The organism is Lysinibacillus sp. NPDC093190, assembly GCF_050280425.1.
GTDB lineage: Bacteria > Bacillota > Bacilli > Bacillales_A > Planococcaceae > Lysinibacillus.
Window position 1 is genome coordinate 1 of sequence record NZ_JBNNVG010000023.1, and the last position, 24,672, is coordinate 24,672.

Genomic DNA, 24,672 nt, shown 5'->3' on the forward strand with positions numbered 1-24,672 from the left:
AGTCACAGTGCCAAATGAAAAAAGCGAGGTATTCAACGATTTACTCGTTAAATACCTCGCGATGTGAGAAGGTATAGACTTTTTCAGTGCCCTCCACCAAAGAAAGGTCTTTTTGTTGTTTAAGATTTTATTATTTTCCAAAATTCTGCTCCATAGCTTTTATTATTAAATTCAATAGGTGTTTGTGTTTTCACAAAATTCTCGCCAACGTCTATCTTGTTTACCTGATTTTGTAATGGTGAGCCAAATGAAAATTCCAGTTGTAAATCAGTAAGGTTAAACAAAATTGAATGCACTGTTCCAAAGCTTTCTTTATAATTATGAACGGATAATCCTCTTGGAAACTCTGTTAAAAGAAGCTCTTGGATTTCATCAACAGATCTTTTGCCACTTTCCTTCAATTTCCCATCTAAAATATCATATCTTAATTGAGAATGCTCAAGCTTGCCAGGCTCCTTTTTTTGTATTGTAGAAAATAGACCATGATTAGTGGCAATAAGATAATCTAGTTCTGCACGTTTCACTTCTTTTATTCCGTCATATGTTCCAATTATAGCCGCTTCGCCATTTGCATCAGCCAAAAGTAAATTCATATTCGTTCCTACTGGCATATTGTTAACCATATAAATTGCTTCTTCTACATTTTTACAATTTTCTAACAGGGCTCTAACAATAACCATAAACTGTAACCCAGGTACTACTGGTGGTCTCATACCAGGATATTTGCCAATAGGCGTACCACATGATGCATAGGCAACACATAGCCCCTTCTCATTTAAGCCTTCACTACGACCGAATGTTGAAACAGAAAATCCTGTATGAGTATATTTCCCTTCAACACGAGTAGTACATAAGCGCATATCCGAAATATCAGGTGATAGATCATAATTTCTTAAAACATATGTTTTACGATCTACCATCTTTCCAGGTAAAATAGCCCCTAAACTACATCCCCCAGGAATTAACCACGCATTTTGATAAAAATTTAGTTGTTCAGGCGCATAACCAAAGCCTTCTGCAAAGCCTTCTAATTCTTTATTTAAACCTGGGCAATACTGCTCTATTTGTGCTTTCATTTCAAAATAAGCGTTGTCAGAAGTTAAATTTTCCGTAAAGAATAGCGATTTTGCAATAGGGTTATTTAGAAATTCTCTCGCTTGTGATTGTCCAATCTCATATGAACTACCTTTAAGAAATGCAAACTGTCCTGTATTTGTTTTCATCGATATACCCCGTTCTATATTTTAGTAGCAAGACATTTCTTACCTTGCTAAATACAGAATAAAGTCTCCATCTACTGGAGAGTTTAGCTAGTTTCTTAGTTTCACAAATACTTTTGTCAAAAAATCATTTGGATGTAGCTCAATATTTGGTTTAATATTAATTGGATTAACTACTTCTGTTGGTATTAACCCCTTTATGTACTGCTCCATAAAAGTCCCTTCTGCATGGAGGGATTGCTCAGTCAGCCATTCCTGCAAGCGACTATAGCCAAAATGTAACTCTGAATACGGTCCCTTTACATTTATACAAGCATACTTGCCTTCTGGTATTACTTTAATATACTCCCCTTGTTGAGTTGCTTTTACTGGTAACAGTAGTTCAACATCTACTATATTTTGCTTTCTGTCCTGTTGGTGGAGAATTGCAACAAGCTCTCCATCTATCTCAAATTGATACGCATATATTCGTTCAAATAATTTTTGAACTAGCTTATCCATTTCAATAATATGTATCTTTTCACGGATGGAAAGCACCTGTGTTTTTGGTCGTTCTTCTATGTAACAACTTGATAATATTGGCTTTGGATTAAACGTCTCAGCGTTCCTTATAGAATTTTTCACTTGGACAATATTTTGAATTTGTTCAGCAATTATTTCTTGTTGATGCTCTAATTCCAGAACTTTTTTATGTAATCTTAACTCTAAATCTTGCCGATCATTTTTTCCTTTCATAATCTGTTCAATCTCTTTTAATGAAAAATGACAATTTTTTAGTACCTGAATCGTATTCAGTTCTTTCATTTTATCGTAATCAAAATAACGATAGCCGGTCACTTCATCTATAAAGGATGGTTCGAGTAATCCAATACCGCTATAGTAACGGATAGTTTTTACAGGAACATTACACAGGTTCGAAAATTTCCCAATACTATACATAAGAACACCTTCTTTTCAATTTAGTTGATTTTGATTCATCATGCTATGTCCTTCATTTTGAATGAATTAATATATACCTCTCCTTGCTTAATTATTGTACGATAAAGTTTTAGTAATTGTTTCAATATAATGCGACGATATGTTGATTTAGGGGTCCGATGAATCGCCTTGCTCCCAGTCTCAACAATCAGCTTTCGCTCTACTCAACGTATTGACAAATTTCAGCGACAACTTGCCCAATGACATAAGGTGAAAGGATGCCTAAACACCAAAAGAGTATGCTCATCATTTTTTTGTTTGAGCATACTTCTTTTGGCTATATACTAATTTGTTTCGTATGAGCATTAACTTGTTCCCGCGGGTATTCATCCATTTAGCGCAGGCATCTACCCACCTTCGCTCGATTCATCTTGTATGAAACTTATTTTTTAAAACGATTACGTGTATTGGTATACACAATTGCGAAAATAGTAAGACCTATAAAGAGAACGAGCCCGATTATAAATAGCCATTCCGTTGTGAATAGCTCGTTCAGTCCCCATAATAGTAAACAAAAACAGTAGCCTTACATTACTTTGTCCATAAATATAGCAAGTGCTTTTTCGTTATATTTCTCTTTCTCACTATCGGACATCGTATTATAGCCCGCTAATAAAAATACACCTTTTCCTTGAGATAGAACTATCGCAAAGATTAGGAATGGAATCATAATGATAAAACAAACAATGCATTCACCATACCTAGTCTCTATTTTCATTCATAATAAATTGCTGGATGGCTGGCAGCAATTTATTATGAAGTGGTAATGATGGGTCTGAATACGTTGCTAAATTTTCCGCGCGATCTGCTGGAGCATTTTTTAATACATGATTCATTCCGTCCATATATACAAGCTCGGCATCTGGTTTACCTTTCTTTAACGCTTCTGCATCAGTTGCAACTACTTGTAAGTCGGTTGTTCCTTGAAGAATTAAAACTCGGCTTTCCACTTTAGCTAATTCACTTGCAGGGTTATATTTCAACCATGAAATCATATACGGTTGAATGGAAGGACGGAAGAGAGACTGTAATTCTTGTGAAACGTTCTTAACTTGCTCACCTTTTTTCAACGATGCAAGGGCATCTGTTGATTCTTTTAGAAGCGCTGGTGATAATTGGCCTTTTAATTGCTCTAATAAAATTTCATCTGCTGGTCTTCCAGCACCTGCTATAGAAACAAAGGATTCTACATTTGCTTTCTGTGCTGCTAGTAAACCGATCAGTGAGCCTTCGCTATGTCCAATAATATGAACGCTTGAATAAGCTTTGTCGGCTAAAAGGGTATTAATCACTTGAACTGCGTCATCTACGTATTGGTCAATAGTTATATCTTCTTCCTTTGTTAAAAGGGATTGATTATCGCCGAGTCCACGTTTATCATAGCGAACAGTTGCAATACCGTCTTTTGCTAATCCTTCTGCAATCATTTTTAAGCTATTATTTTCACCAGCTATGGCTGAATTTCCATCCTTATCAGTTGGACCAGAGCCTGCTATGATAAGTGCAACTGGAGATGGCTCCTTGCTAGCCTTTTGAAGAGCCACAGTTAACTCACCATCTTTAACGGGAACCTTCAATGTTTCATACGTAACTGGTTGTTCGGGTTGTTCTTTGAATGGTTTTAAGACAAGTGGGAGTTTGCCACCATTTTGTTGAAATGTTGCTTCAATTTGCCCATCTTTTAATGTTCCATTAATTTCAATAGCCGAGCCATTTAAGTTGATTGAAACACTCACTTGATCACCGTCGTACTTAATGCTTTTAAATGGATAATTGGATAATCTTTGCGCTGGTACTGATAATTTCCCACTATCTTTCTGCAAATCAACAATAATTGGAAGTGCTCCGTTTGGTAGCTCCAGATTCCCTTCCCATTTACCTACTAGTTGTTCATTCATTTTATTGTCCCCTTTCGTCTCTTTCCCTTTTGTGTTGTCTTCCTTCTGAGCGCATGCTGCTAATAATAAGAGTGCACAACATAAAAACAATAGTTTTTTCATAAAATCTCTCCCTCTATATGAAAATGACTAACAAGATTGGCAAAAATATAACAAGTAAAATGATATAGCTCCATTTATTCGCCAAATTCACAGTCCATCCAACACCGTATTTCTTTTGCACTAATAATGAAGGATCATTTTTATTGATGTAAACAATACCCCATCTCCAGTATTGATCATCGGCTGCAGCTGTTTCGTTTGTATGTAAATCATCAAAACGCTCATTACTTTTACTTAACTTCCAAATGAAGAGAATAAGTCCTCCTAAAGAAATGATCATAAAAACAGTAAAAAGAGGGAAGAAGTAAGGAGCTGTTTGATCTTTTAAAATCACTGTCGTGTAATGTAAAACAACAAGAAGAATGGTCATACTATAATTAATTGCCGCTAAGTACCAGCTGCCATATTTACGCTGTTTAAGCTCTCTATTGGCTGATGCTTCTTTCGCCTGTGCACTCAATTGTATTTTGGCACTTTTCATACCAATACTCATGATGAAAAAGCTAATTTGTGTCCCTAGTAAAATAAGTGGCATTACAATTACTGAGGTCCATGTTTTTTCAGTCCAACCGTCTACCTCACCTGCTGCATTCCAATGGGTAGCAAATACATCCGGGATGGCATTGTAATTCATATAGGTAAAGGTAATCAATGCTAAAGTGATAATAATTGGTAATGTGAAAAATGTCGGTGAGAGTACTTCATCTCTATCACGTATAGATAAATCCGTCACATAAACAGTTTTGACATGTGCTTCCCAATTTTCTTGTTTTTTCAGTTTTTTTATTTTTATATGATAAAACATATAAAGTCCAGCTGATAAGAGAAGCATGACATATAGCAAGATAAAGGATAATAAAACAAATTTCTCTTCTTGAATGGACGTAAACAGAAGTAAAATTTGGCCTAAAAGAAATGCAGCTGCAATGCTCCCTACCAGCATGCTGTAGTGCTTTTTAAACATTTGTAATTGCTGATGTTGCACATAGGGCTCTGGAATTGAAACACCAAATACTGTTGTTTTTCTCGACAAATATGGTGTTACTGTTTCCAGTACCCCTCCAAAGATAAAAATGCTTATTATAAAAAGCATATTTCCCCTACTTCCATTGTTTTAGAATTCGATGAAACAAACTTGTCATCTGATCTTTTTCGATGCCACGTGCAAATGCCTCTGCCATAATTGGCTTTAAAGCATTTTCTACTTTTTCAACTTCCGTCTTTTCCAGCTCTTTTTTTTGACCACCGATAATGATCGCCTTTGCTTTCGGCTTTAATTCGATTAACCCTTTTTCTTCAAGTTCATGATAGCTTTTACTTACCGTACTGACATTGATACCTAAATCCGTAGCCATTGAACGAACTGAAGGTAATGTATCACCATTTTTTAGTTCTCCCTTAGCAATGAACTCAATTAATTGATTCGCTAACTGTTTATAGAGTTGTAATTCACTGCTTGGATCTAAATGAATATGCATCTCACCCCTCCAATCTGTATTGCTTATCACCAAACAGAAATCTGTCACACTTAGAGTAATACAGTTTTTTGAAGAAGTCAAATTTTTCTATAAAGTAAAACTTAATCAGCGGGGCACCAATCAGGCTTTAGGACAATGAATACGAAATAAAAAAAGGACCCAGAAAAATTCTGGATCCAAGAACACTTATTTCTATTTGATTGTATCTGTATCGGTTGTTGCTTCTTCTTAAGATACAGCAAAACAGAATATCCTCTGCCTCACCTTTTCCTTAAGATTTTAGAAGCTCACCCTATACAGTTGTGGCGGACTTTCCTGAGATTCCTGGTCTTTGGGTGTTTGACTACTCATTCTACATCCTCCTAATCATATTAGATTAATAAGTGATTCCTCTCTTAATATGAACTGTTTAACAAGTGTTTATTCATGTGAAGAGCATTTTTATTAATAATGGCTCATTCAAGAATAAAACTCCACGAAAATGCAAAGTTTTTATTTTATGCGTCTTCTTTAAAGACCTGTTGCACAATAGATCAATTATGCCTTGGCATAATTGCGTCCGGAATCGGCTTTGTGCTGGCACAAAGAACTCCTTTCCGATTCCGTGACATCCGCCGGAGGCTTTAACTTTTTTCAGCAGGTGTCCAAACACCTGCTGAAAAAAGTTAAAGCATTTTGCACACGCGGAAAACCTATATATGGAACTAATTGTAATAATGCTTCCACAATTTCTGTCTGTGTTAAACCTGCATGTAAACCACGTTTAATATGTGTTTTTGTTTGTGGGGCAGCCCCTTGCGTTACTACGGCTGTAATGACAACAAGTGCACGGCTTTTTGCATCTAGCCCTGGTCGAGAATACACATCCCCATAGGCAAATTCAATAATCATTTTGCGTAAATCTGGTGCGATGTCAGCTAGTGCATCCGCCTCAATCATTCTTGCCGCTTCTTCCTTTGTCACATACTGCTTTATTGTTTCGAACCCCTTTGTAAAACGCTCATTCATTGAAAATCCCTCCCATTATTATTTCATTACACAAAAACCCCAATTCCGCGTCTCCAGAATTGGGGATTGTCCTTCACCTATGTAAGGGGCTCTTTTTCATTTCACCCTCTGGCTCTAACGAAAAAGGAAATGTTTTATCATAGTGCCTCACTGGACAGCTTTAATGAATATCTATGCAAAAGTCACAAGGACATGCACGCTAAAATAATTGTTAAGCAAGACAAGCTTTTGCCTTTTCGATTTGGATTATTACTTGATCAAACCCTGTACCACCTAAAGAATGACGACGACGAACGGCAGCTTCAGGTGCTAATACTTCATAAATATCCGCTTCGATAAGCTCACTTTCTTTTTTCATGTCTTCAAGCGGTAAATCTAATAGGTAGATGCCCTTTTGAATACATGTGAATACAAGTTTTCCTGTCACTTCATGCGCTTCACGGAAAGGCATACCTTTTGTTGCTAAATAATCTGCAAGCTCCGTAGCATTAGAGAAGTCAGAGTGTACTGCCTGGTGCAAACGCTCTGTATTGACAGTCATTGTGCGAATCATACCTTCAAAGATTTTTAGTGAACCAAGAATTGTATGGACTGTATCGAACATACCTTCTTTATCTTCCTGCATATCTTTGTTGTACGTTAACGGTGTTCCTTTAAGAACTGTTAATAAACCCATTAAGTTACCATAAACACGTCCTGTTTTCCCACGAATTAACTCCGCCATATCAGGATTTTTCTTTTGTGGCATAATAGAAGAACCTGTTGAGAAAGCATCGTCTAATTCGATAAACTTGAATTCATCTGTAGACCACAAAATAATTTCCTCTGCAAAACGAGATAGATGCGCCATTAATAATGATGAATTGCTTAAAAATTCAACGATAAAATCACGGTCACTTACTGCATCCATAGAGTTTGCATAAACCTCGCTGAAACCTAAAAGCTCAGCGGATTTTAAACGGTCGATTGGGAAAGTTGTACCCGCCATGGCACCTGCACCTAAAGGCAGAATATCAATACGCTTAAGCGACTCCGTAAAGCGTTGTTTATCACGCTCTAACATCCAGAAATAGGCCATTAAATGATGGGCAAATGAGATTGGTTGAGCACGTTGTAAATGTGTATAGCCTGGAGCAATTGTTTCCACATGCTCCTCTGCCTTTTCTAGCAATGTCTTTTGGAATGTCTCCATTAAATCGATTGCTTCCTTCACACGTTTTTTCAAGAAAATATGCATATCCGTTGCTACTTGGTCATTTCGGCTACGGCCTGTGTGAAGTTTACCACCGACAGGACCAATTAAATCAATGAGCATTTTTTCCAGATTTAAGTGAATATCTTCATTAGCAACTGTAAATTCAAGCTTCCCTGCAATTGCTTTTTCTTGTAATTGTGCAAGTCCACCGAGAATGGCCTCTACGTCAGCTGCTGGTAAAATTCCTGTTGCGCCAAGCATCGTAACATGCGCTACGCTACCTTCAAGGTCTTCTAGAACAAGCTGTTGGTCAAAGCCAATCGATGCGCCGAACTCGTCCACCCATGCTTCTGCTGATTTTTGGAAACGTCCGCCCCAAAGTTTTGTCATAACAGCTCACCTTTTCCTTCATTTCTTTTTGAAAAGGTGCAACATAGCACAAAGCTATCTTACACCTTGCTTGTCAAAATTAATTTTTATTTATTGAAGAGTTAACCACTGTTGGCAGACCCCATAATTCGATGAAGCCTACTGCTGAAGCATGGTTGAATTGGTCTTCTTTAGAGTATGTTGCTAGCTTTTCACTATAAAGTGAATTTGGAGATTTACGTCCCTCCACAATCGCATGACCTTTGTAAAGCTTCACGCGTACAGTTCCGTTCACAAATTTTTGTGATTCAGCCAGGAATGATTCCAGAGCTACACGTAATGGAGAGAACCATAAACCATCATAAATTAATTCAGATAATTTTTTCTCAATGACTGGCTTGAAGTGCGCTAACTCTTTTACAAGCGTTAAGTCTTCTAGTTCTTTATGTGCTGTTAATAGCACTTTTGCACCTGGAATTTCATATACTTCACGAGATTTAATACCAACTAATCGGTTTTCTACGTGATCGATACGGCCAACACCGTGTGCACCAGCTACTGCATTTAGCTCTTGAATTAAATCAGCAAGCTTCATTTCTTTACCGTTTAAAGCTACTGGCTTACCAGCAACGAATTCAAGTTCTACGTATTCCGCTACGTCTGGAGCATTTTCCACAGAAACTGTTAAACCATAAGCTTCTTCAGGTGGAGATACCCATGGATCTTCCATTACACCCGCTTCATTTGCACGGCCCCATAAGTTTTGGTCAATAGAAAATGGTGAATCTAACGTTGCAGGAATCGGTACATCATGTTTCATGGCATATTCGATTTCCTCATCACGGCTCCAGCCCCACTCACGTACAGGTGCTAATACCTCTAAATCTGGATTTAAAGCTTTGATGGAAACTTCGAAACGAACTTGGTCATTTCCTTTACCTGTGCAACCATGAGCTACTGCGTCCGCACCTACTTGATTCGCAATTTCCACTAATTTTTTTGAAATTAATGGACGAGAAAGTGCCGATACTAATGGATATTTTTGTTCGTACCAAGTATGAGCTTGTAATGAGATTAATGCATATTCTTCCGCAAACTCATCCTTCGCATCTACCATATATGATTCAATTGCTCCTACTTGAAGAGCTTTATTTTTTACGAATTCAAGGTCCTTACCTTCACCAACATCAAGGCACACTGCAATAACGTCCCAACCTTGTTCTTTTAACCACGGAATTGCTACAGAAGTATCAAGACCTCCTGAATATGCTAATACTACTTTTTTATTTGCCATAAAAAATGCGCCTCCAATTAATCTATAAGATATGTATGTTTATACATTCAACTAAAAGTTTATACACGAATAGTATCATGTTATAAAAATAAAAACAAGTGTATTTTTATAAATTAATAGACTTTTATGTTTATTGTAAAAAGTGTGTCATTCCAATACTTTGAGTACATGTGCGAACTATGAATATTTTTACCCGGAAAAACGAATTTTTACTCGCTGCTTGAATGTATATAATATAAATTTCAGGAAAGTAAATGGTTCTTCTACAAGACAAGGAGTTGAGTTGATTTCCGTTCCTGATGGGCGCTTTCCTGGGGGCGTCCGATGAGCAAATGACAAGCGTTTTAACAGATACCATTCCTAACATAAAAAAACTGTAAATACACTCGATTTTTACTCGAGTATATTTACAGTTGATTACCTATTTTTTATTAAAAAATGATTTGCCTAAAAACTCAACGGTTGCAGGTGCCATTGCATATAGCTTGCTTGTTAACCCCATGATCCGTGGTAAATTAACCTCACGAACAGGACGCTCGATTGTTTTTATCGTAGCTTGTGCCACTTCTTCAGCGGTTAATAAAAATCTTCCTAAAGACTCACGATAGCCACTTTCATCACTCGCCTTGTCTAGAAATGGTGTATCAATTGGACCTGGATGTATCGCAGTGACTTTCACATTATACGGAGCCAGTTCCATGCGAAGCCCATTCGTAAAGCCAACAATCGCATGCTTTGTAGCAGCATAAACACTAGCCTTCGGTGTCGCTACCTTTCCTGCCTGTGAGCCGATGAAGATTAACTGACCTTGCTGACGTTGTATCATAGGTGCTGCTAGACGTTTTGCTAAATACATCGGTACACTGACATTTAGCTCTACCATTTGTCTAATAGCTTCATCTGATAAATCAGGTGCAATGCCAAACTTCCCTACTCCGGCAGATAAAATAGCTACATCAAGAGGCGGTAGCTGTGCACATACTTCATCGATTGTAGATAAATTAGTTAAATCTGCTTGGATCACGTTTGCACCAACGCGTTCTAATGCTTTCAAAGCCACTGTATTGCGTCCTGTTGCATAAACCGTATGACCTTGTGCTACTAATAATTCTGTAATTTTCAATCCTACACCACTTGTTGCACCTGTCACGAAGATAGTCTTTTTATTCACGCTCAAGTTTACACCTACTTTCTATGAAATAAATAGATACCTTCTTCCGTTTTTGTAGATGTAATGAAATTGTTGGCCTCTAAGTAATCTAAATAACCGAGCGTTTTAGACAGTGTCAGGCCAAGCTGACGCTGAAAAATCGCTGGGTAAAAGCGCTTCGTTACTTGTACAGCGGTTAATGATTCGTCACCAAATAATTCGCAAACTTTCAAAGATTGCTGATGCTGGCGTTCTAGTCGTTTATTAATTAAATCAGGAATATTCTCTAGCTCAGCACCATGTCCTGTATACATCTTTTTTACGGGTAATCGACGCAAAGTTTCGAGCGATTCATTATATTGTAGTAATGATTTAGTACGTCCTAATGTACGGTCTAGTGGTGGCTCAATTAATGGGTTTGGCGTAATTTTTTCAAGCAATAAATCTCCACCTATTACATCATGAGTTTTTTCATCCCAGAAGATTAAGTGACTTTGTGCGTGTCCTAATGTTTCAATAGCCTTTAATCCAGGATGTCCTGGCACTTCATCCCCATCGTTAAGAATTTGTGTTAATGGTCGTTCGCCTACAAGCTCTATTTCACGGCGGACATGTACACTCGGCTGGATATATTGTTGAGGAACACCGTGCTCAAATAAACGTTCACTGTAAAACTGCACATGGTAATGTAAAAAATCCTCGTCATGACGAAGCCATTTATCGTTATAGGCATGCCCTAAAATTTCTGCGTTTGGAAAGGCATCCACCCAACCTGCATGATCTGGATGATGATGGGTTAACACAACCTGTTCAATATCTCGCATGTCAAAGCCCGCTGCTCGAATACCCCATTTTAGAGCATCATAGGCTTCCATTGTTTTTGGACCAACATCAAAAATTGTCAATGCATCGCCTTTTACAACAAATGCATTCACATCTCCTACTTCATAGGGTGTTGGTATTTCTATTTTGTATATAGACAAAAGCTGTTTCCCCCTTTTATGCAACTAGTGAATACCGATTCATTCTATTTTACAAGTTTTTCTTCTTTTCGTCACCCTTCAGTTGACAGGTTGACGTATTATCAATATAATTTTGAATAATCTAATTATTTTCGTGCGTTGATGAAGCCAAGTACGTAATTGGTGAAGGTGTTTTAGAGAGTGTTACATTTGCTGAAAGTAACATCACCCACTCCCATTACCGAACCTACTTCTGAGCAGTTATGAAAACATAACCGTTTCCCTTGCGATAAAAGGGCTATGAGTTGTGCCAATTGGCAAACAAAGGTGGTACCGCGGAAACAACAGCGTTTTCGTCCTTCTTTATAAGGACGAGAACGCTTTTTTATCTTCATTCAGCAAATGTTTTAGTAGCGACAGGTACAGATCTTTTCTGTGCGAAAGCGTAGCGTAGCGTAGCGACAGCTGAATGAAGATAAAGCCTCCGGCGGATGTCACGGATTTTCAAAGGAATGAATTGTGCTAGCACAATTCAAAATCCGGACGCATTGTTTATCTGCGCGAAAGCGAAGCGTCAGCGGCAAATGTTTTCTGTAGCGAAAGCGAAGCGTCAGCTACAATTACGCCAAGGCGAAATTGAATTTGAACTGGAGGTTTTATCATGAAAAAAATACTATTTATTGGTGCAGGCTCGATGGCTGAGGCATTGATTCAAGGTTGGATTAAACAAAAAGTATTTACAGCACAAGAAATTTACGTCACCAATCGCTCAGCCAAAGAACGCTTACATTTTTTACACGACACATATGGTGTAAATTGCAATTTTGATGATGATATTTATCAGCAGGCTGATTTAATCATTTTAGCGATGAAGCCTAAAGATGCCATTGCAGCGATGCGTGAGCTAAAGCCTAAAATTTCAGAGCAATCAGCCGTTCTTTCTATTTTAGCTGGTATTGCTATTTCTACTATTATAGAACATTTAGGTGCTCGTCCAGTCGCACGCGTTATGCCTAACACTTCTGCCACAATCGGAATGTCTGCAAGTGGGATTGCCTTTAATGACAAAGTGACAGCAGAACAGCGCTCCATTTTCTTACAGCTGTTAGAGGCGGTTGGTTCAGTTATTGAGGTGGATGAGGATCAATTACATGCTGTAACGGCTCTTTCAGGGAGTGGCCCAGCTTATATTTATTATTTAATGGAGGCATTTGAACGTGTTGGTACAAAGGTCGGTCTCTCGAAGGATACAGTACGACTATTAATGACGCAAACACTTGCTGGTACTGCAGAAATGCTAAAGCAATCCGTCGATGAGCCTGATGTTTTACGCCGTAAAGTAACAAGTCCAGGCGGTACAACAGAAGCTGGAATTAAAGCACTTGAACAATATCAATTTAATGAAGCCATTGAAGCATGTATTAAAGAAGCTGAAGCTCGATCTCGATCACTTGCAAATAGTAAATAATGGGTGCAAAATAAAGTGAAACTTTAATCAGTGGGGGTTTTCTTCATCCCCCACTGATTATTAGTTGAACGAATCGGGCTTTTACGGGCAGTTTATCTCCCACCTAACTTCTTTGCTTTTGCTAAAATTTTGAGGTGCGAGTATTACTGCCCGTTAAAGCGCGGTAAAGTATATCACTAGGGATTAGGGGGCTTTATATTGGCGAAATTATTCGAACCTTATCAATTACAAAATATCACTTTAAAAAATCGTGTTGTGATGGCACCGATGTGTATGTACTCGGCGCAGGATGATGGACTTGTCACACCTTTCCACCAAGTACATTATGCAACACGGGCTGCTGGTCAAGTTGGTTTAATCATTGTCGAAGCTACTGGTGTTGTACCAGAGGGTCGTATATCTAGTAACGATCTTGGAATTTGGGATGACGCGCATATCGAAGGTTTAAGTCAATTAGTTCAAGGAATGAAGGCATACGGAGCAAAAACCGGCATACAGCTTGCACACGCTGGACGTAAAGCAGCTGTAGATGGAGAAATATTTGCGCCATCAGCCATTGCATTTAGCGATGCTTATAAAACGCCAACTGAGATGACATTAGAAGACATTGAATATGTTATAGAAGCATTTAAACAAGCAGCTGTACGGGCGGCTAAAGCAGGCTTTGATGTTCTTGAAATCCATGGAGCACACGGTTATTTAATTAGTGAATTTTTATCACCCGCAACGAATAAACGCAATGATCAATATGGTGGCTCGCAGGAAAACCGTTATCGACTCCTACGCCAAGTCATCGATGCTATTCGTAGTGTTTGGGAAGGCCCTTTACTTGTGCGTGTTTCCGCTGAAGACTATGCAGAAGATGGTACAACAATGGATGATTTTATCGTCTTCAGTCGTTGGATGAAATCACAGGGTATCGATTTAGTGGATGTTTCTACAGGTGGTGTCGTGCAAGCACATATTAATGTTTTTCCAGGCTACCAAGTAACTCATGCTGAAGCGATTAAGCATGGTGCTGATATTCCAACTGGAGCAGTCGGCCTTATTACAACAGCCATTCAAGCAGAGGAAATTTTACAAAATAATCGTGCTGACTTAATTTTCTTAGCACGTGTTCTTCTTCGTGAACCCTATTGGTCACTTCATGCTGCTAAGGGATTGGGAGAAGAAGTTAAACCTCCAGTGCAATACGTACGAGGTTGGTAAAAATAACTGTATAGTGGCTCTTCACCAAAATATAAAAAACAGCTTGTTGATTTATGCTAACAAGCTGTTTTCATTTCGATAAAGTGGATTTTGTTTAATTTCTTCATCAATTGCCTTCACTGACGTCTCTGCATCATCCCATATCTCAGAAAATCAATGTTAGAGAACAACCCAACAGATTTTTTATCCATTCTAAGACACTGCCACTATAACTAAGATACAATAACCTTCTTGGCTACTAATATTACAAATTCTTTTTTAAACACACTAAAAACTCAATCATTCCATCTTCTATTTTGGCCGTTGCACTTCCACCTAATTTTTCTGCTAGCAGCTTGACGATAGCTAGCCCTAGACCTGTGTTTTTACGTCTGGAATTGTCTGTTGTATAAAATCGATCAAAAAGCTGGTTAGGATTTAGTTGAATATTTTCGTCAATCGGATTTTGAAAATAGATATATGCATGTTCCTCTTCTAGCCACATCTTGATAGTTACATCACCTTGCGCATGCATGATACTATTTCGTACTAAGTTTTGCACAATGCGTAAAAGCATTTCTTCGTCAGAGTTAATAATGAGCGGCTCAAAATTAGGCAAGTTGACGGCTATTCCTTTTTGTTCAAATTGTGCAAAGGCACCAGCAATCTCTTCAAATACTATATTTGATATATTAATACGATCTTTTTTGGGTTGATCTTCATTACTATGCAAATAGGAATATTCAAAAAATGTTTCTAATAATTGCTCTAGTCTTCCAACATGTTTTTGTGTGACTTCAAGCTTTGCAAGCTGCTTTTCTGTTAAGGATTCTTTTAAAAGCATTTGTTGATAGCCTTTTATCGCAGTTAGCGGCGTACGAAAATCATGAGAAATGTTTGAAATCATTTCCTTGTAGTATTTTTCTTCCCGTTTAATATACGACTTTGATTTTTGTGATTCTATTAATATGCGATTTATATTTGCCACTAGTTGATTTATTTCTTTGTTTAATAGCTCTACGCTAATTGGTTGCGTATATTGCTCATGTAGACGTTGTGACAATTGTACGTTCATCAATCGTAGTTGCCTTTGTATATAAAAAATATAAAACAGTAATCCTACAATGACTACAATTGCCACAATCCACATTCCCTACATCCCCTTACCTGATTTCTGCTTTTCTAAATATCATGAATGTTAAATATATAATTACTACTATAAAGATGACACAAATGGAAACGGCCGAAATTATATCACCTTTACTCATGCTTAAATTAAGCGTAATATACTCCGCTGAATATGGTGTGAAGGATAATACTTTATCTATAATCTCAAATGAATCTTGGAAACTCGCTACCTGCCCAAAGAACATGGACATCATGTAATACGCAGCTACTACAAGCACCGATTTTCTTAAGGCAAAAGCAAGTAAAATACAGGTCGTTAACTGAGCAAGATAGACCATTGTCATTGTGCTCATTATTGTTAAATATTCGCCAAAGGTACCACTAGTAGGCAAAGTTAGAATGCTTAAAAAACCTGCTGCTTTCCCACCCATGCTAAACGTGCTGCCCATTGATAAACCAATTATAGTCACGATGATATACGGACTTACAAGAACAATAAGTAATATCCAGAAAACAATCGCTTTACTTATGACAATTTGGATTCTTGCAAACCCGCTTATAATAGGATGATGGATATTTTTTGTGTCAAAGTCTGAACAAATAAGTGTAGTGGCAAGTACTGCGCCTACTATTGACATCGTATTCATATCAGATAATAAAAATCCAACGTTACTGATGCTTTCATTTAGTGAGTTATTGCCGATCCCATAGGCAATACTAAACATTGCTATTGCAGAACATGTTGTTAAAGCCAGTAAGACCCTAAATATTTTGGATTTAGTTGTTTTATAGAGGTAAGCACGTACTAAATTAAACATGTCGCTCACCTCCTATTAACGTAATGAAGTAGTTCTCTAACGTATCTCCTTGTAGACTAAATTCCGTAAGTGTTACCCCATTTTCAAATAATGCGGTTGATACATCTCCAAGATCTTCTAAGAAATCGTACAATTTAATCGTTTTATTTGGTATGACTTGAAAGTTTTGTGTTTTAAGAATTGTCTCTAATACATGTGCACATTGTTCGGGAGCTGTACAACCAATGCGAATATAATGTCTACATTCTTCGTCAAGCTGTTGTTGAGTCATTTGTTTCATAATTTTCCCTTTATGAATAATGATATAATCAGTTGTTGTTTGATAAAGTTCTGGCAAATTATGACTCGAAATTAAAATCGTCATCTGTCGCTCTTCACAAAGCCGAGTTAAAAGTTGACGAATTTCAACAACACCTATAGGATCTAACCCATTCACTGGCTCATCTAAAATCAATAACTCTGGGTTAGTTAATAACGCAATGGCAATGCCTAAACGTTGTTTCATGCCTAGTGAAAAATACTTAGCTTTCTTATTGTTTGTACTCGTCAATCCAACCAATTGTAATATCTCATCTTCGAGCTCCTCATTCGGAATTCCCCGCATTAAACGATGATATTTAAGGTTTCCTTTTGCTGTCATATCAGGGCTAATTGCTGGTTGTTCAATCATGCTGGCAATACGTTTTCGTTGCTGCTGTATTTCCTTGTCAGATGATTTTCCAAATAACTCAAATGAGCCTTCTGTTTGAAAACTAATCCCTGAAATAATCTTCATTAAGGTCGATTTACCCGCACCATTTTCACCAATAAGCCCATATATACGCCCTTCTTTTAATTCGATCGATACGTCGTGAAGTACTGTATGTTTTTTGTATGTTTTCGTTATTTGATTCGTTTTTAATATGGTTTCTCCCATAGTAAGCACCTCCCTTTCATATTCATAGATTACTCATGAAAGGTATAGATAAAGTAAAGATGGCGTATAGATTACGGATAATTTACGGACGTAAACGATAACCAAGCCCTCGGAGCGTCTCGATATAATCCGCCTGTGGATTTTTTGTCTTTAATTTATGTCGAAGATTACTAATATGGATTTTAATAATATGTTCATCCCCTAAATATTCTTCCTGCCAAATGGATTCATATAAATTTGCTTTCGTGAATACTTTCTCTTGATTTGTCATAAACAGTTCAAGCAGTAAATATTCCTTTGCAGTTAGCAAGACCTCTTCACCACTCACTGTCACTCGCTTAGCGACATCATCCAGTATTATATCCTTGTATTGCAGCTGCTTCATTGGTGTAGCTTGTTTTTTTACACGACGTAAGATAGATTCAATACGGGCAAGAACCTCACCAAGATCAAAAGGTTTCGTAATATAATCGTCCGCTCCTAAACGAAGCAAATCAATTTTTGTTGATACTAAATCTTTAGCTGAAATCATAACAACAGGTACTTCCGAAATAGCGCGAATTTCTTTTAGTAATTCATCCCCACTTTTATAGGGTAGCATAATATCAAGAAGCACTATATCAAACTCATTTTGCAGAAATGCCCGATGACCTTCTATACCATCCATCACGCTTGTTACCTGATAGTCTGCTTGCTCAAACAATTCGGTTAACATTGCATTTACATCTTCATGATCCTCAACCATTAAAATTCTCAATACAATCACACCTTTGTTAAAATATTCCTATTAATATTATATAAAACTTTATGTCGTTCAACATTAATTAATTTTAATAGCTATCATCATAACATTGGTTGATTTCCACTCCGACTGGGCGCTTTCCTGGGGGCGTCCAGTCTTCACTCCAATCAACTTACATAGCATAAGTTTTACTAACGACTTCCCTACTTTTGATATGACCACATTAATAAAGTTATGAGATCGATAAGTAATTGTGTTGAAATAGATGACAATAATTTTACAAATAATCCCTCGTCTGAAATAAACATAGTAACTCTTCTGGAATTTTTACTGAATCCTTATAAAAAAGATATACAGGAACACTTGGCAAAGCTATTTCTTCGAAGGGGACGATATTAAAGCGACCTTCCATCCGCTCCTTTCTCACAATCATCCGTGGCAAAAATGACATGCCTAAGCCGTCTTTTATTAAGCGCTTTACCACATAGGATTGGGATATGGACACTTGCTTGGTCACTACATATTTTTCCTGTAGTTTATGTAATAAATCCTCCCAAATAGTTGGATGATGGTGTGTAAATAAAGTGTAGGTTTGAAATAATTCCTCATAATCAATATATGCTCCTGTCTCATCATCGAAAGCATCCAGAGGAATAACCAATTCTAGAGGACTCTCTACAAGAAGCTCTTGGTGCCAATGTCGATAACGTGTTGGCAATAAGGAAATACCAATATGTGCCTTATCACTATTTATTAAATCCTCAATTTTTGCTGAATCCTCCACTAGAATTGATATTTCAATGGCAGGATTTTCATTGATAAACTGATAAATAACATGAGGCAATATCGTTTCTACCATTAAAGGAGTCATTGCAATCACTAGTTTTTCTTCAATACCTTTTGTTGCTAACTGAAAACGTTCAATACTTTTATCCCATTGATGGGTAATTTGCTGAGCTTCTATTAGAAAGAGATGCCCTGCCTCTGTTAATTGCACACGATTCTTTTCACGTTTAAATAATTTTACATTCAAGAAATGTTCCAACTGATGAATATGAACTGTGATGCTCGGCTGCGATAAATGTAATTCCTCTGCGGCTACTCGAAAATTACAAGATTTAGCGGCTACTACAAAAGACTGTATCCATTTGTAATCCAAACTCTCACCCCTTTCATTAATGTTCTTAATCAACTTCATTAACTATATTTAATTTACTAAATTATCCAAAAATAATAAACTAAAATTAGATCGATACTTTTACACAAAGGGGAGAATCGTATGTTAGCTAAATTAAGTAAGCAATTTCGTACTTTTGCAAAAGATGAATGTGAAAACTCAAGTCCACTGTATGAACATTTAGCAAATAAGATTGCCGATGATGATGAAATACTAAAAGTTGCCGCATTTATACCTCAAGGACAACCTGTACCTAATTTATTATTAGCTGGGGTTCAGTATTTGCTGTCATCATCAAAAGACGATTTGGTTAATTTTTATTCATCTTTAACGACAACACCTAAAGCAATAAATGAAGTGTATGCTGTTTTTAAAGCATTCGTCTTATCCCATTCAGAAGAATTGAAGATTTTATTTCAAGAAAAACTTGTTCAGACTAATGAAATTCGTCGTTGTTCTTACCTTTATCCAATGATGACAGAAATTTATGAACGCCACCAAAAACCATTAGCCTTAATAGAAATCGGTGCAAGTGCAGGACTTCAACTTGGAATGGATCAATACAATTACTGCTATAATCAACAGCTTCACATAAACAATTCAAATAGCGCTTTCATTTTGGCCTCAGAAAATCAAGGACAACCGCTTCCAGCTTCCATTTCAAATGCTCCAGTTGTTTGTAAACGAGTTGGCATCGATTTAAATCCTATTGATATTCATAATGAGGAAGAACTCCGATGGCTTCAAGCATTAATTTGGCCAGAGCATGAAGAACGAAGACTTTTGTTAAATCAAGCACTCCCTATTTTAAAAGAGCTCGATTTACAGCTAATAAAAGGAGATGCCATTGAACTTATAAAAGATATTAGTAGAGAAATTAATCAAGATGCGATGTTAGTTGTTTATCATACGCATGTGGCCAATCAAATCCCAATGGAATTACGCCTTGAACTAATTGAACAGTTAAAAGAGATCAGCATGGAACGACCTCTTTACCATTGTTATAACAATTTATTCGATATGCAACTACATCAAGATTTTATTGATCAAGGAGAAATAGAGTCTATACGTAAAATGGAGCGCCCTGATGGTCATGCTCGATGGTTTAAGTGGTCAAACCAAAACTAAACGGTAACACGAAAAAACGCTGCATAAGATTTCCTCTCATGCAGCGTTTAAATTTTATTTAGTATTTTCTAAAAATCATATTCCGCATCTTTTTTAGCACGAATTTCTGCAAACGCATCGGCTACCATCACTGTATCTTCAGCTAAACGGTCAAGGCGGAACAGAACATCATCATTCACAATTTCCTTCCGCAAAAAATCCTTTTCTTCTATAAAAACATATGTTGGGACGATGTGGGCCTTCATGTAAGCGAGAATTGGCTTTAACTGCTGCTCAATCATTAGATAGTGCTTCGATGTCCCAGCTGTGACAACCGTACTCACCACTTTATCGCGAAAGGCATTAACAGGTAGTAAGTCAAAAATATTTTTCAGCGTTGCCGGAATCGAAGCTTGAAATGTGGGCGTTCCAATGACAATCGCATCTGCAGCCATAATTGTTTCGGTCACAAATTTTGTATCCCCATCATAGTCAAAATAATTTCGTCCATCACTAAATTCCATATTATATTCAGCAAGATCTAATAACGTTACTTCATGCTCTGGATACTTATCTTGTAAAATTTCAACCATTTTACTGATGGCTGTTTTTGTTTTTGAGCCGACAATTGAACCAGCTAGTGCAACAATTTTCATGCTGAACACTCCTTATTTTGCTGTATATTTTTTAATGGCAGGTAAAATATCGTTCCCTATAATTTCAATATTTTTCATTAATTTATCGAATGGCACACCGCCGAAATCAATTTGTGCCATAAATCGCTGCATGCCATAGAGCTCGTATTGATACAGTAATTTTTCAATAATTTGTTCCTTACTGCCGACCATTAAGGCATCTCGTGTATCTGGCGCTTGTGCAAATTGTTGCTTTGGATAACCCCCGCCACGAATTGCTTGGGATCCCACATTTAAATGGGGATACATCCCTTGTAGTGCCTCTTGCGTCGTATCAGCAACGTAGAATAGGCTAGTTGTAGCAATCGGTAACTCTTGCGGATCAAAGCCACTTCTCTCCGCTGCTTCTCGGTAGGCATCTACAGATGGCTTAAAGTTAACTGCGGGACCACCTAATGTCGTTAGCATCATTGGAATGCCCATATAACCTGCTTTTATGGCACTAGCAGGTGGTCCACCGACAGCACGCCAAATTGGCAACGACCCATTTTTAGGTTGTGGCAAAATTTGCGCATTGTGAAGTGGTGCACGGAATTGTCCTTCCCAAGTGACCAGTTCGTTGTCATTTATTTTTTTCAGTAACTCTAATTTTTCTTCAAAAATTTCTTCGTAATCCTTTAAATCAACGCCTAGTAATTGATATGCACCAACTCGAGAGCCACGCCCAGCGACTATTTCTGCACGTCCATCTGAAATTAAATCGATCGTCGCAAAATCTTCATATACACGTACTGGATCAGAGACACTTAGTACTGTCGCGGAGCTTGCTAATTTGATTTTTGATGTAGCTTGTGCGATGGCTCCTAAAACAACCGTGTGTGCCTGAGTAGTAAAGTACGATTGATGACTTTCGCCAACAGCAAATACATCAATACCTGCTTGTTCTGCTAGCTGACTTGCCTCAATAAGCTCTTGGATTCGTTGCTGAGCTGAAATACGTTCACCTGTTAATGGATTTGGAATATGATCCCCTAATGAATACAAGCCAAATTCAATGCCTTTTGATTGATCAATACGGTATTTTTCCATGATAAAATCTCTCCTTAATCTAGTGGCTCTAAAATAGCTTCGATTTCTGCACGTCTTTCTTCTAAAAATGGTGGAAGATCAAGTTCTTTGCCAAGATCCTCTATTGCCGAATCAACTGTAAACCCTGGGCCATCTGTTGCCATTTCAAATAAAATTCCATTACGATCTCTGAAATAAAGACTTTGGAAATAATAACGGTCCACAATGCCAGTACTATCAAAGCCCTGTTCCTTAATTTTGATATCCCACTGTTGCAATTCCTCCACTGTTCCGACACGTAGTGCAAGATGATGAATACTACCACGACCAGGTTTCTCACTTGGCCCTTCTAATTCTTTAACGACTATTTCTCCAAGTACTTCACCAGGAATGGATTGCAATACTGCTTCTTTTTCACTTTCTTCAACAGCTGTGTAGTTAAATAATTCTTTTAATAAGTTTACTGTCCGTTGCAAGTAACGCACTGTCATTTCAACTGTACCCATCCCTAAAATACGATGTTCTGCAGGGATATCAGAGCCTTCCCACGGTTGCCAATGAGCGGGTGTTGCGTGATCATGATTGTTTAAAAGCACCATTCGTAACCCTTCATGATCCTCAAAAAATAAAGCATCTTTCCCTGCATAAGTTGTAATTTCACTATGTTCAATCTCTAATTCTTGAAAATGATTTTTCCAATATTGCAGACTGTCATAGCTTGGCACTAGTAGTCCAATACGTGTAATGGCATTTGTTCCTCGAACTGTCCGTCCTGCTACAGGCATTTCAAAAAATGTTAATTCTGTACCCGGTGCTCCTGTTAAGTCTCCATAAAACAAGTGATACATGGAAGGCGAATCTTGGTTTACTGATTTCTTTACACGACGTAAGCCGAGAATTTTTGTATAAAAATCATTATTACGTTTGCCGTTTTTTGTTAGCATTGATATATGATGATGTCCACTTAATTTGTTCATGAATGTTTCCTCCTTGTTTTCACTTGACTAAGCAAGTGATATGGTAAAAAAAGTCATGTTGGCGGTAGTTTTTTTTCACGACTATGCTTCTCTAATTTCGACATTAATGTATTTAAAGTTTTCATTTCTTCTTCTGTTAATACTTCTTCAAACAATGAAGATTGAAATTGTAGCTGACTTGGAGTTGCCGCATCAATCATTTGCTCGCCTTTAGCTGTTAGTGAGATTGTTTTAGTCTTCCATTTTTGCTTGCGTTCAATAAGTCCTTCTTTTTCAAGACGAGCAAGCATCCGAGACATACCACCTTGCGTCACTATCACTTTCTCTGCTAATTGGGATTGCGTTAACGGTGCATATGTCTTTATTTGTATTAGGACATCAAATTGTGCAGTCGTTAAGTCAAAGCGCTTTAAAAACTCATTGGATAGCTGGTTACTTTGATTTGTAAAGCGCATCATCCGAATCCATGTCAGTGATCCGAGCGTGTGTTTTCGCATTGCTTCCTCCTCCTCTCATTCATCACTTTACAACGCAAGTGATAAATAAGCAAGAAAAATATCTTGAATTCGAGATATTTTTTAGTGTGAAGCTCACACTATATAATGCCATGCGTCGTAATTGGATATAAATTTCCTTTAAAGGCAAAGGAAATTCTCCCTGTTTCTTCGGACACTACCATGACAAGCGCATCACTTACTTCACTTAACCCTAATGCTGCTCGATGTCTTGTGCCTAATTTCTTTTCCCCCGTATATCTCTCTGACAGTGGCAGTACATTTGCTGCTGACTCAATTAGATTTTGGCTTACCAAAACTGCGCCATCATGAAGTGGATTTCCAGGAAAAAAAATAGATTCTAATAAGGAATGCGTTACTTCTGCGCCAATATGAATACCAGGTTGTATAAGGGCTCCCAGAGAATCCTCCCGTTCAATAACAATTAGTCCACCGTGTCTTCTTTTAGACATATTTTGTACGCAATGCGAAAGCTCAGGATATTTTTCAGTAAACGGGGAAAGATAGCAATTCAAATAAAACGTAGCAGCCTTCATTTCAATCATTACAAATTTCTCTTTTATTTTTTCAAAATTCCCAAGAAGACAGTTTGTATCAGTATCCATAGCTTCTACACTTTGCTGTAATGAATGAATGACTTGCAGAAGCTCTTCCTTTAATGTTTGTTTCATTGGTGAAAAATCGCAATTTGTTGGATCCACAAAAAAACACCCCGCTTTTCAAATTTATTATGAAAAAACTCGTATTTATCTTTAGTTTCTCTAGATGGGATTTTTTTATTCGTTTTGAGTTTCATTAAGTCTACTTTCTGAATAAATTGTTTCTGAAAATGTAATTTAATGAAAAGAGTAATCTTACAACACACAAAATGGAATTAAAAAAACACGTGTATCCATTAGATGAACTAAAGAATACACGTGTTGTCATTTAGCTTACATTTGTCCAGCACGAATTTTCTTGACAATACTGAATGTCGTGTAGGCAGCGGCTGGTGCAAGTGCTACAATAAAAATAAGCCAAACCGTTAAGTTGTCCGTAGCTTTTAATGTGTCATAATTTGAGATAACAAACACAATTAGTCCAACAAGTAATAAATAGCTTAGCACATTTGGAAAAATAACAATTAAACGCAATAGTGCTGGTGGCATCTTTTGCTGATTCATATAAACCACTCCCCTTTACTAAATTATACAAAAATATACTATTAACCGCATTATAATTCTTTTATATTCCAAATTTCCGTTCTACAACTATTACTACTTTGTATTTGATTTCTTGT

At 37.3% G+C, this 24,672-nt stretch carries 26 protein-coding genes; 4 read left to right on the top strand and 22 right to left on the bottom strand.

From position 1 onward, the window contains the following. Positions 1-119: 119 nt before the first annotated feature. From ACQKOF_RS17165 to ACQKOF_RS17215, 11 genes are all read right to left on the bottom strand, one after another. The gene (locus ACQKOF_RS17165) at positions 120-1,223 is read right to left on the bottom strand and encodes a C45 family autoproteolytic acyltransferase/hydolase (protein WP_427559497.1); all 1,104 of its coding nucleotides are present in this window, start codon (positions 1,221-1,223) and stop codon (positions 120-122) included. 87 nt (positions 1,224-1,310) lie between these two features. Next, positions 1,311-2,159 (bottom strand): MerR family transcriptional regulator, encoded by an 849-nt coding sequence (locus ACQKOF_RS17170; RefSeq protein ID WP_427559500.1) that lies wholly within the window; start codon positions 2,157-2,159, stop codon positions 1,311-1,313. Positions 2,160-2,724: 565 nt separating this feature from the next. Beyond that, positions 2,725-2,916, bottom strand: a complete 192-nt coding sequence (locus ACQKOF_RS17175; RefSeq protein ID WP_427559503.1) for a DUF3784 domain-containing protein — start codon at positions 2,914-2,916, stop codon at positions 2,725-2,727. Next, positions 2,900-4,198, bottom strand: a complete 1,299-nt coding sequence (locus ACQKOF_RS17180) for an alpha/beta hydrolase (protein WP_427559505.1) — start codon at positions 4,196-4,198, stop codon at positions 2,900-2,902. Before ACQKOF_RS17180 ends, ACQKOF_RS17175 begins: the two co-directional genes overlap by 17 nt. Positions 4,199-4,211: 13 nt before the next feature. Continuing rightward, positions 4,212-5,291 carry a DUF1648 domain-containing protein gene (locus ACQKOF_RS17185; RefSeq protein ID WP_427559508.1) on the bottom strand — a complete coding sequence of 360 codons (1,080 nt, stop codon included), beginning with the start codon at positions 5,289-5,291 and terminating at the stop codon, positions 4,212-4,214. Positions 5,292-5,298: 7 nt separating this feature from the next. Beyond that, a complete protein-coding gene (locus tag ACQKOF_RS17190) occupies positions 5,299-5,676 on the bottom strand; it encodes a GntR family transcriptional regulator (RefSeq protein WP_427559511.1) in 378 nt (125 codons plus the stop codon). 633 nt (positions 5,677-6,309) lie between these two features. Beyond that, complete coding sequence (locus tag ACQKOF_RS17195; RefSeq protein ID WP_427559514.1) at positions 6,310-6,684, bottom strand: carboxymuconolactone decarboxylase family protein; 375 nt, start codon at positions 6,682-6,684, stop codon at positions 6,310-6,312. Between the two features lie 211 nt (positions 6,685-6,895). Next, positions 6,896-8,269: an argininosuccinate lyase gene (gene argH, locus ACQKOF_RS17200; RefSeq protein ID WP_427559517.1), complete on the bottom strand. Its 1,374-nt coding sequence runs from the start codon at positions 8,267-8,269 to the stop codon at positions 6,896-6,898. A 79-nt stretch (positions 8,270-8,348) separates the two neighbouring features. Further along, positions 8,349-9,542 (bottom strand): argininosuccinate synthase, encoded by a 1,194-nt coding sequence (locus tag ACQKOF_RS17205; RefSeq protein ID WP_427559519.1) that lies wholly within the window; start codon positions 9,540-9,542, stop codon positions 8,349-8,351. 421 nt (positions 9,543-9,963) lie between these two features. Beyond that, positions 9,964-10,713, bottom strand: coding sequence for an SDR family NAD(P)-dependent oxidoreductase (locus ACQKOF_RS17210; protein WP_427559522.1), 750 nt, complete (start codon positions 10,711-10,713; stop codon positions 9,964-9,966). A gap of 14 nt (positions 10,714-10,727) precedes the next feature. Further along, positions 10,728-11,675, bottom strand: a complete 948-nt coding sequence (locus ACQKOF_RS17215) for an MBL fold metallo-hydrolase (RefSeq protein ID WP_427559525.1) — start codon at positions 11,673-11,675, stop codon at positions 10,728-10,730. Positions 11,676-12,166: 491 nt separating this feature from the next. On the opposite strand from ACQKOF_RS17215, the gene ACQKOF_RS17220 reads away from it, so the two are divergent. From ACQKOF_RS17220 to namA, 3 genes are all read left to right on the top strand, one after another. Continuing rightward, on the top strand, positions 12,167-12,319 hold the full coding sequence (locus ACQKOF_RS17220; protein ID WP_427559528.1) for a hypothetical protein: 153 nt from the start codon (positions 12,167-12,169) through the stop codon (positions 12,317-12,319). Beyond that, positions 12,316-13,122: a pyrroline-5-carboxylate reductase gene (gene proC / locus ACQKOF_RS17225; protein ID WP_427559530.1), complete on the top strand. Its 807-nt coding sequence runs from the start codon at positions 12,316-12,318 to the stop codon at positions 13,120-13,122. Before ACQKOF_RS17220 ends, proC begins: the two co-directional genes overlap by 4 nt. A 198-nt stretch (positions 13,123-13,320) precedes the next feature. Further along, complete coding sequence (gene namA / locus ACQKOF_RS17230) at positions 13,321-14,331, top strand: NADPH dehydrogenase NamA (protein WP_427559533.1); 1,011 nt, start codon at positions 13,321-13,323, stop codon at positions 14,329-14,331. 244 nt (positions 14,332-14,575) lie between these two features. On the opposite strand, the gene ACQKOF_RS17235 is transcribed toward namA, so the two are convergent. From ACQKOF_RS17235 to ACQKOF_RS17255, 5 genes are all read right to left on the bottom strand, one after another. After that, positions 14,576-15,460, bottom strand: coding sequence for a sensor histidine kinase (locus ACQKOF_RS17235; protein ID WP_427559535.1), 885 nt, complete (start codon positions 15,458-15,460; stop codon positions 14,576-14,578). A 13-nt stretch (positions 15,461-15,473) separates the two neighbouring features. Further along, entirely contained in the window at positions 15,474-16,256 is a 783-nt protein-coding gene (locus ACQKOF_RS17240) for a hypothetical protein (RefSeq protein WP_427559537.1), read from the bottom strand. Continuing rightward, positions 16,249-17,172 (bottom strand): ATP-binding cassette domain-containing protein, encoded by a 924-nt coding sequence (locus ACQKOF_RS17245; RefSeq protein WP_427559540.1) that lies wholly within the window; start codon positions 17,170-17,172, stop codon positions 16,249-16,251. Before ACQKOF_RS17245 ends, ACQKOF_RS17240 begins: the two co-directional genes overlap by 8 nt. Before the next feature lie 82 nt (positions 17,173-17,254). Then, on the bottom strand, positions 17,255-17,929 hold the full coding sequence (locus ACQKOF_RS17250) for a response regulator transcription factor (RefSeq protein WP_427559543.1): 675 nt from the start codon (positions 17,927-17,929) through the stop codon (positions 17,255-17,257). A gap of 262 nt (positions 17,930-18,191) precedes the next feature. After that, entirely contained in the window at positions 18,192-19,073 is an 882-nt protein-coding gene (locus ACQKOF_RS17255) for a LysR family transcriptional regulator (protein WP_427559546.1), read from the bottom strand. Between the two features lie 120 nt (positions 19,074-19,193). Here ACQKOF_RS17255 and ACQKOF_RS17260 point away from each other — a divergent pair, with 120 nt between their 5' ends. Continuing rightward, positions 19,194-20,219 (top strand): DUF2332 domain-containing protein, encoded by a 1,026-nt coding sequence (locus ACQKOF_RS17260; RefSeq protein ID WP_427559549.1) that lies wholly within the window; start codon positions 19,194-19,196, stop codon positions 20,217-20,219. A 68-nt stretch (positions 20,220-20,287) separates the two neighbouring features. Here ACQKOF_RS17260 and ACQKOF_RS17265 read toward each other — a convergent pair whose 3' ends face one another. The 6 genes from ACQKOF_RS17265 to ACQKOF_RS17290 all read right to left on the bottom strand — a co-directional run bounded on the left by ACQKOF_RS17265 (position 20,288) and on the right by ACQKOF_RS17290 (position 24,556). Further along, positions 20,288-20,854, bottom strand: a complete 567-nt coding sequence (locus ACQKOF_RS17265; protein WP_427559551.1) for an NADPH-dependent FMN reductase — start codon at positions 20,852-20,854, stop codon at positions 20,288-20,290. A gap of 12 nt (positions 20,855-20,866) precedes the next feature. Continuing rightward, the gene (locus ACQKOF_RS17270; RefSeq protein ID WP_427559553.1) at positions 20,867-21,922 is read right to left on the bottom strand and encodes an LLM class flavin-dependent oxidoreductase; all 1,056 of its coding nucleotides are present in this window, start codon (positions 21,920-21,922) and stop codon (positions 20,867-20,869) included. Positions 21,923-21,936: 14 nt separating this feature from the next. Further along, entirely contained in the window at positions 21,937-22,878 is a 942-nt protein-coding gene (locus ACQKOF_RS17275) for a ring-cleaving dioxygenase (protein ID WP_427559556.1), read from the bottom strand. Between the two features lie 53 nt (positions 22,879-22,931). After that, the gene (locus ACQKOF_RS17280) at positions 22,932-23,375 is read right to left on the bottom strand and encodes a MarR family winged helix-turn-helix transcriptional regulator (protein ID WP_427559559.1); all 444 of its coding nucleotides are present in this window, start codon (positions 23,373-23,375) and stop codon (positions 22,932-22,934) included. A gap of 98 nt (positions 23,376-23,473) precedes the next feature. Further along, positions 23,474-24,094: a sporulation-specific diadenylate cyclase CdaS gene (gene cdaS / locus ACQKOF_RS17285; protein WP_427559562.1), complete on the bottom strand. Its 621-nt coding sequence runs from the start codon at positions 24,092-24,094 to the stop codon at positions 23,474-23,476. 231 nt (positions 24,095-24,325) lie between these two features. Further along, the gene (locus ACQKOF_RS17290; protein ID WP_370044341.1) at positions 24,326-24,556 is read right to left on the bottom strand and encodes an acyl-phosphate glycerol 3-phosphate acyltransferase; all 231 of its coding nucleotides are present in this window, start codon (positions 24,554-24,556) and stop codon (positions 24,326-24,328) included. Between the last annotated feature and the right edge of the window lie 116 nt (positions 24,557-24,672).

Excerpts from the sequence above, each read along its gene's own strand:
- ACQKOF_RS17165 (WP_427559497.1), bottom strand. The coding sequence starts at position 1,223 with ATGAAAACAAATACAGGACAGTTTGCATTTCTTAAAGGTAGTTCATAT.
- ACQKOF_RS17170 (WP_427559500.1), bottom strand. The coding sequence starts at position 2,159 with ATGTATAGTATTGGGAAATTTTCGAACCTGTGTAATGTTCCTGTAAAA.
- ACQKOF_RS17175 (WP_427559503.1), bottom strand. The coding sequence starts at position 2,916 with ATGAAAATAGAGACTAGGTATGGTGAATGCATTGTTTGTTTTATCATT.
- ACQKOF_RS17180 (WP_427559505.1), bottom strand. The coding sequence starts at position 4,198 with ATGAAAAAACTATTGTTTTTATGTTGTGCACTCTTATTATTAGCAGCA.
- ACQKOF_RS17185 (WP_427559508.1), bottom strand. The coding sequence starts at position 5,291 with ATGCTTTTTATAATAAGCATTTTTATCTTTGGAGGGGTACTGGAAACA.
- ACQKOF_RS17190 (WP_427559511.1), bottom strand. The coding sequence starts at position 5,676 with ATGCATATTCATTTAGATCCAAGCAGTGAATTACAACTCTATAAACAG.
- ACQKOF_RS17195 (WP_427559514.1), bottom strand. The coding sequence starts at position 6,684 with ATGAATGAGCGTTTTACAAAGGGGTTCGAAACAATAAAGCAGTATGTG.
- argH (WP_427559517.1), bottom strand. The coding sequence starts at position 8,269 with ATGACAAAACTTTGGGGCGGACGTTTCCAAAAATCAGCAGAAGCATGG.
- ACQKOF_RS17205 (WP_427559519.1), bottom strand. The coding sequence starts at position 9,542 with ATGGCAAATAAAAAAGTAGTATTAGCATATTCAGGAGGTCTTGATACT.
- ACQKOF_RS17220 (WP_427559528.1), top strand. The coding sequence starts at position 12,167 with ATGAATTGTGCTAGCACAATTCAAAATCCGGACGCATTGTTTATCTGC.
- proC (WP_427559530.1), top strand. The coding sequence starts at position 12,316 with ATGAAAAAAATACTATTTATTGGTGCAGGCTCGATGGCTGAGGCATTG.
- ACQKOF_RS17235 (WP_427559535.1), bottom strand. The coding sequence starts at position 15,460 with ATGTGGATTGTGGCAATTGTAGTCATTGTAGGATTACTGTTTTATATT.
- ACQKOF_RS17240 (WP_427559537.1), bottom strand. The coding sequence starts at position 16,256 with ATGTTTAATTTAGTACGTGCTTACCTCTATAAAACAACTAAATCCAAA.
- ACQKOF_RS17245 (WP_427559540.1), bottom strand. The coding sequence starts at position 17,172 with ATGGGAGAAACCATATTAAAAACGAATCAAATAACGAAAACATACAAA.
- ACQKOF_RS17260 (WP_427559549.1), top strand. The coding sequence starts at position 19,194 with ATGTTAGCTAAATTAAGTAAGCAATTTCGTACTTTTGCAAAAGATGAA.
- ACQKOF_RS17265 (WP_427559551.1), bottom strand. The coding sequence starts at position 20,854 with ATGAAAATTGTTGCACTAGCTGGTTCAATTGTCGGCTCAAAAACAAAA.
- ACQKOF_RS17270 (WP_427559553.1), bottom strand. The coding sequence starts at position 21,922 with ATGGAAAAATACCGTATTGATCAATCAAAAGGCATTGAATTTGGCTTG.
- ACQKOF_RS17275 (WP_427559556.1), bottom strand. The coding sequence starts at position 22,878 with ATGAACAAATTAAGTGGACATCATCATATATCAATGCTAACAAAAAAC.
- ACQKOF_RS17280 (WP_427559559.1), bottom strand. The coding sequence starts at position 23,375 with ATGCGAAAACACACGCTCGGATCACTGACATGGATTCGGATGATGCGC.
- ACQKOF_RS17290 (WP_370044341.1), bottom strand. The coding sequence starts at position 24,556 with ATGAATCAGCAAAAGATGCCACCAGCACTATTGCGTTTAATTGTTATT.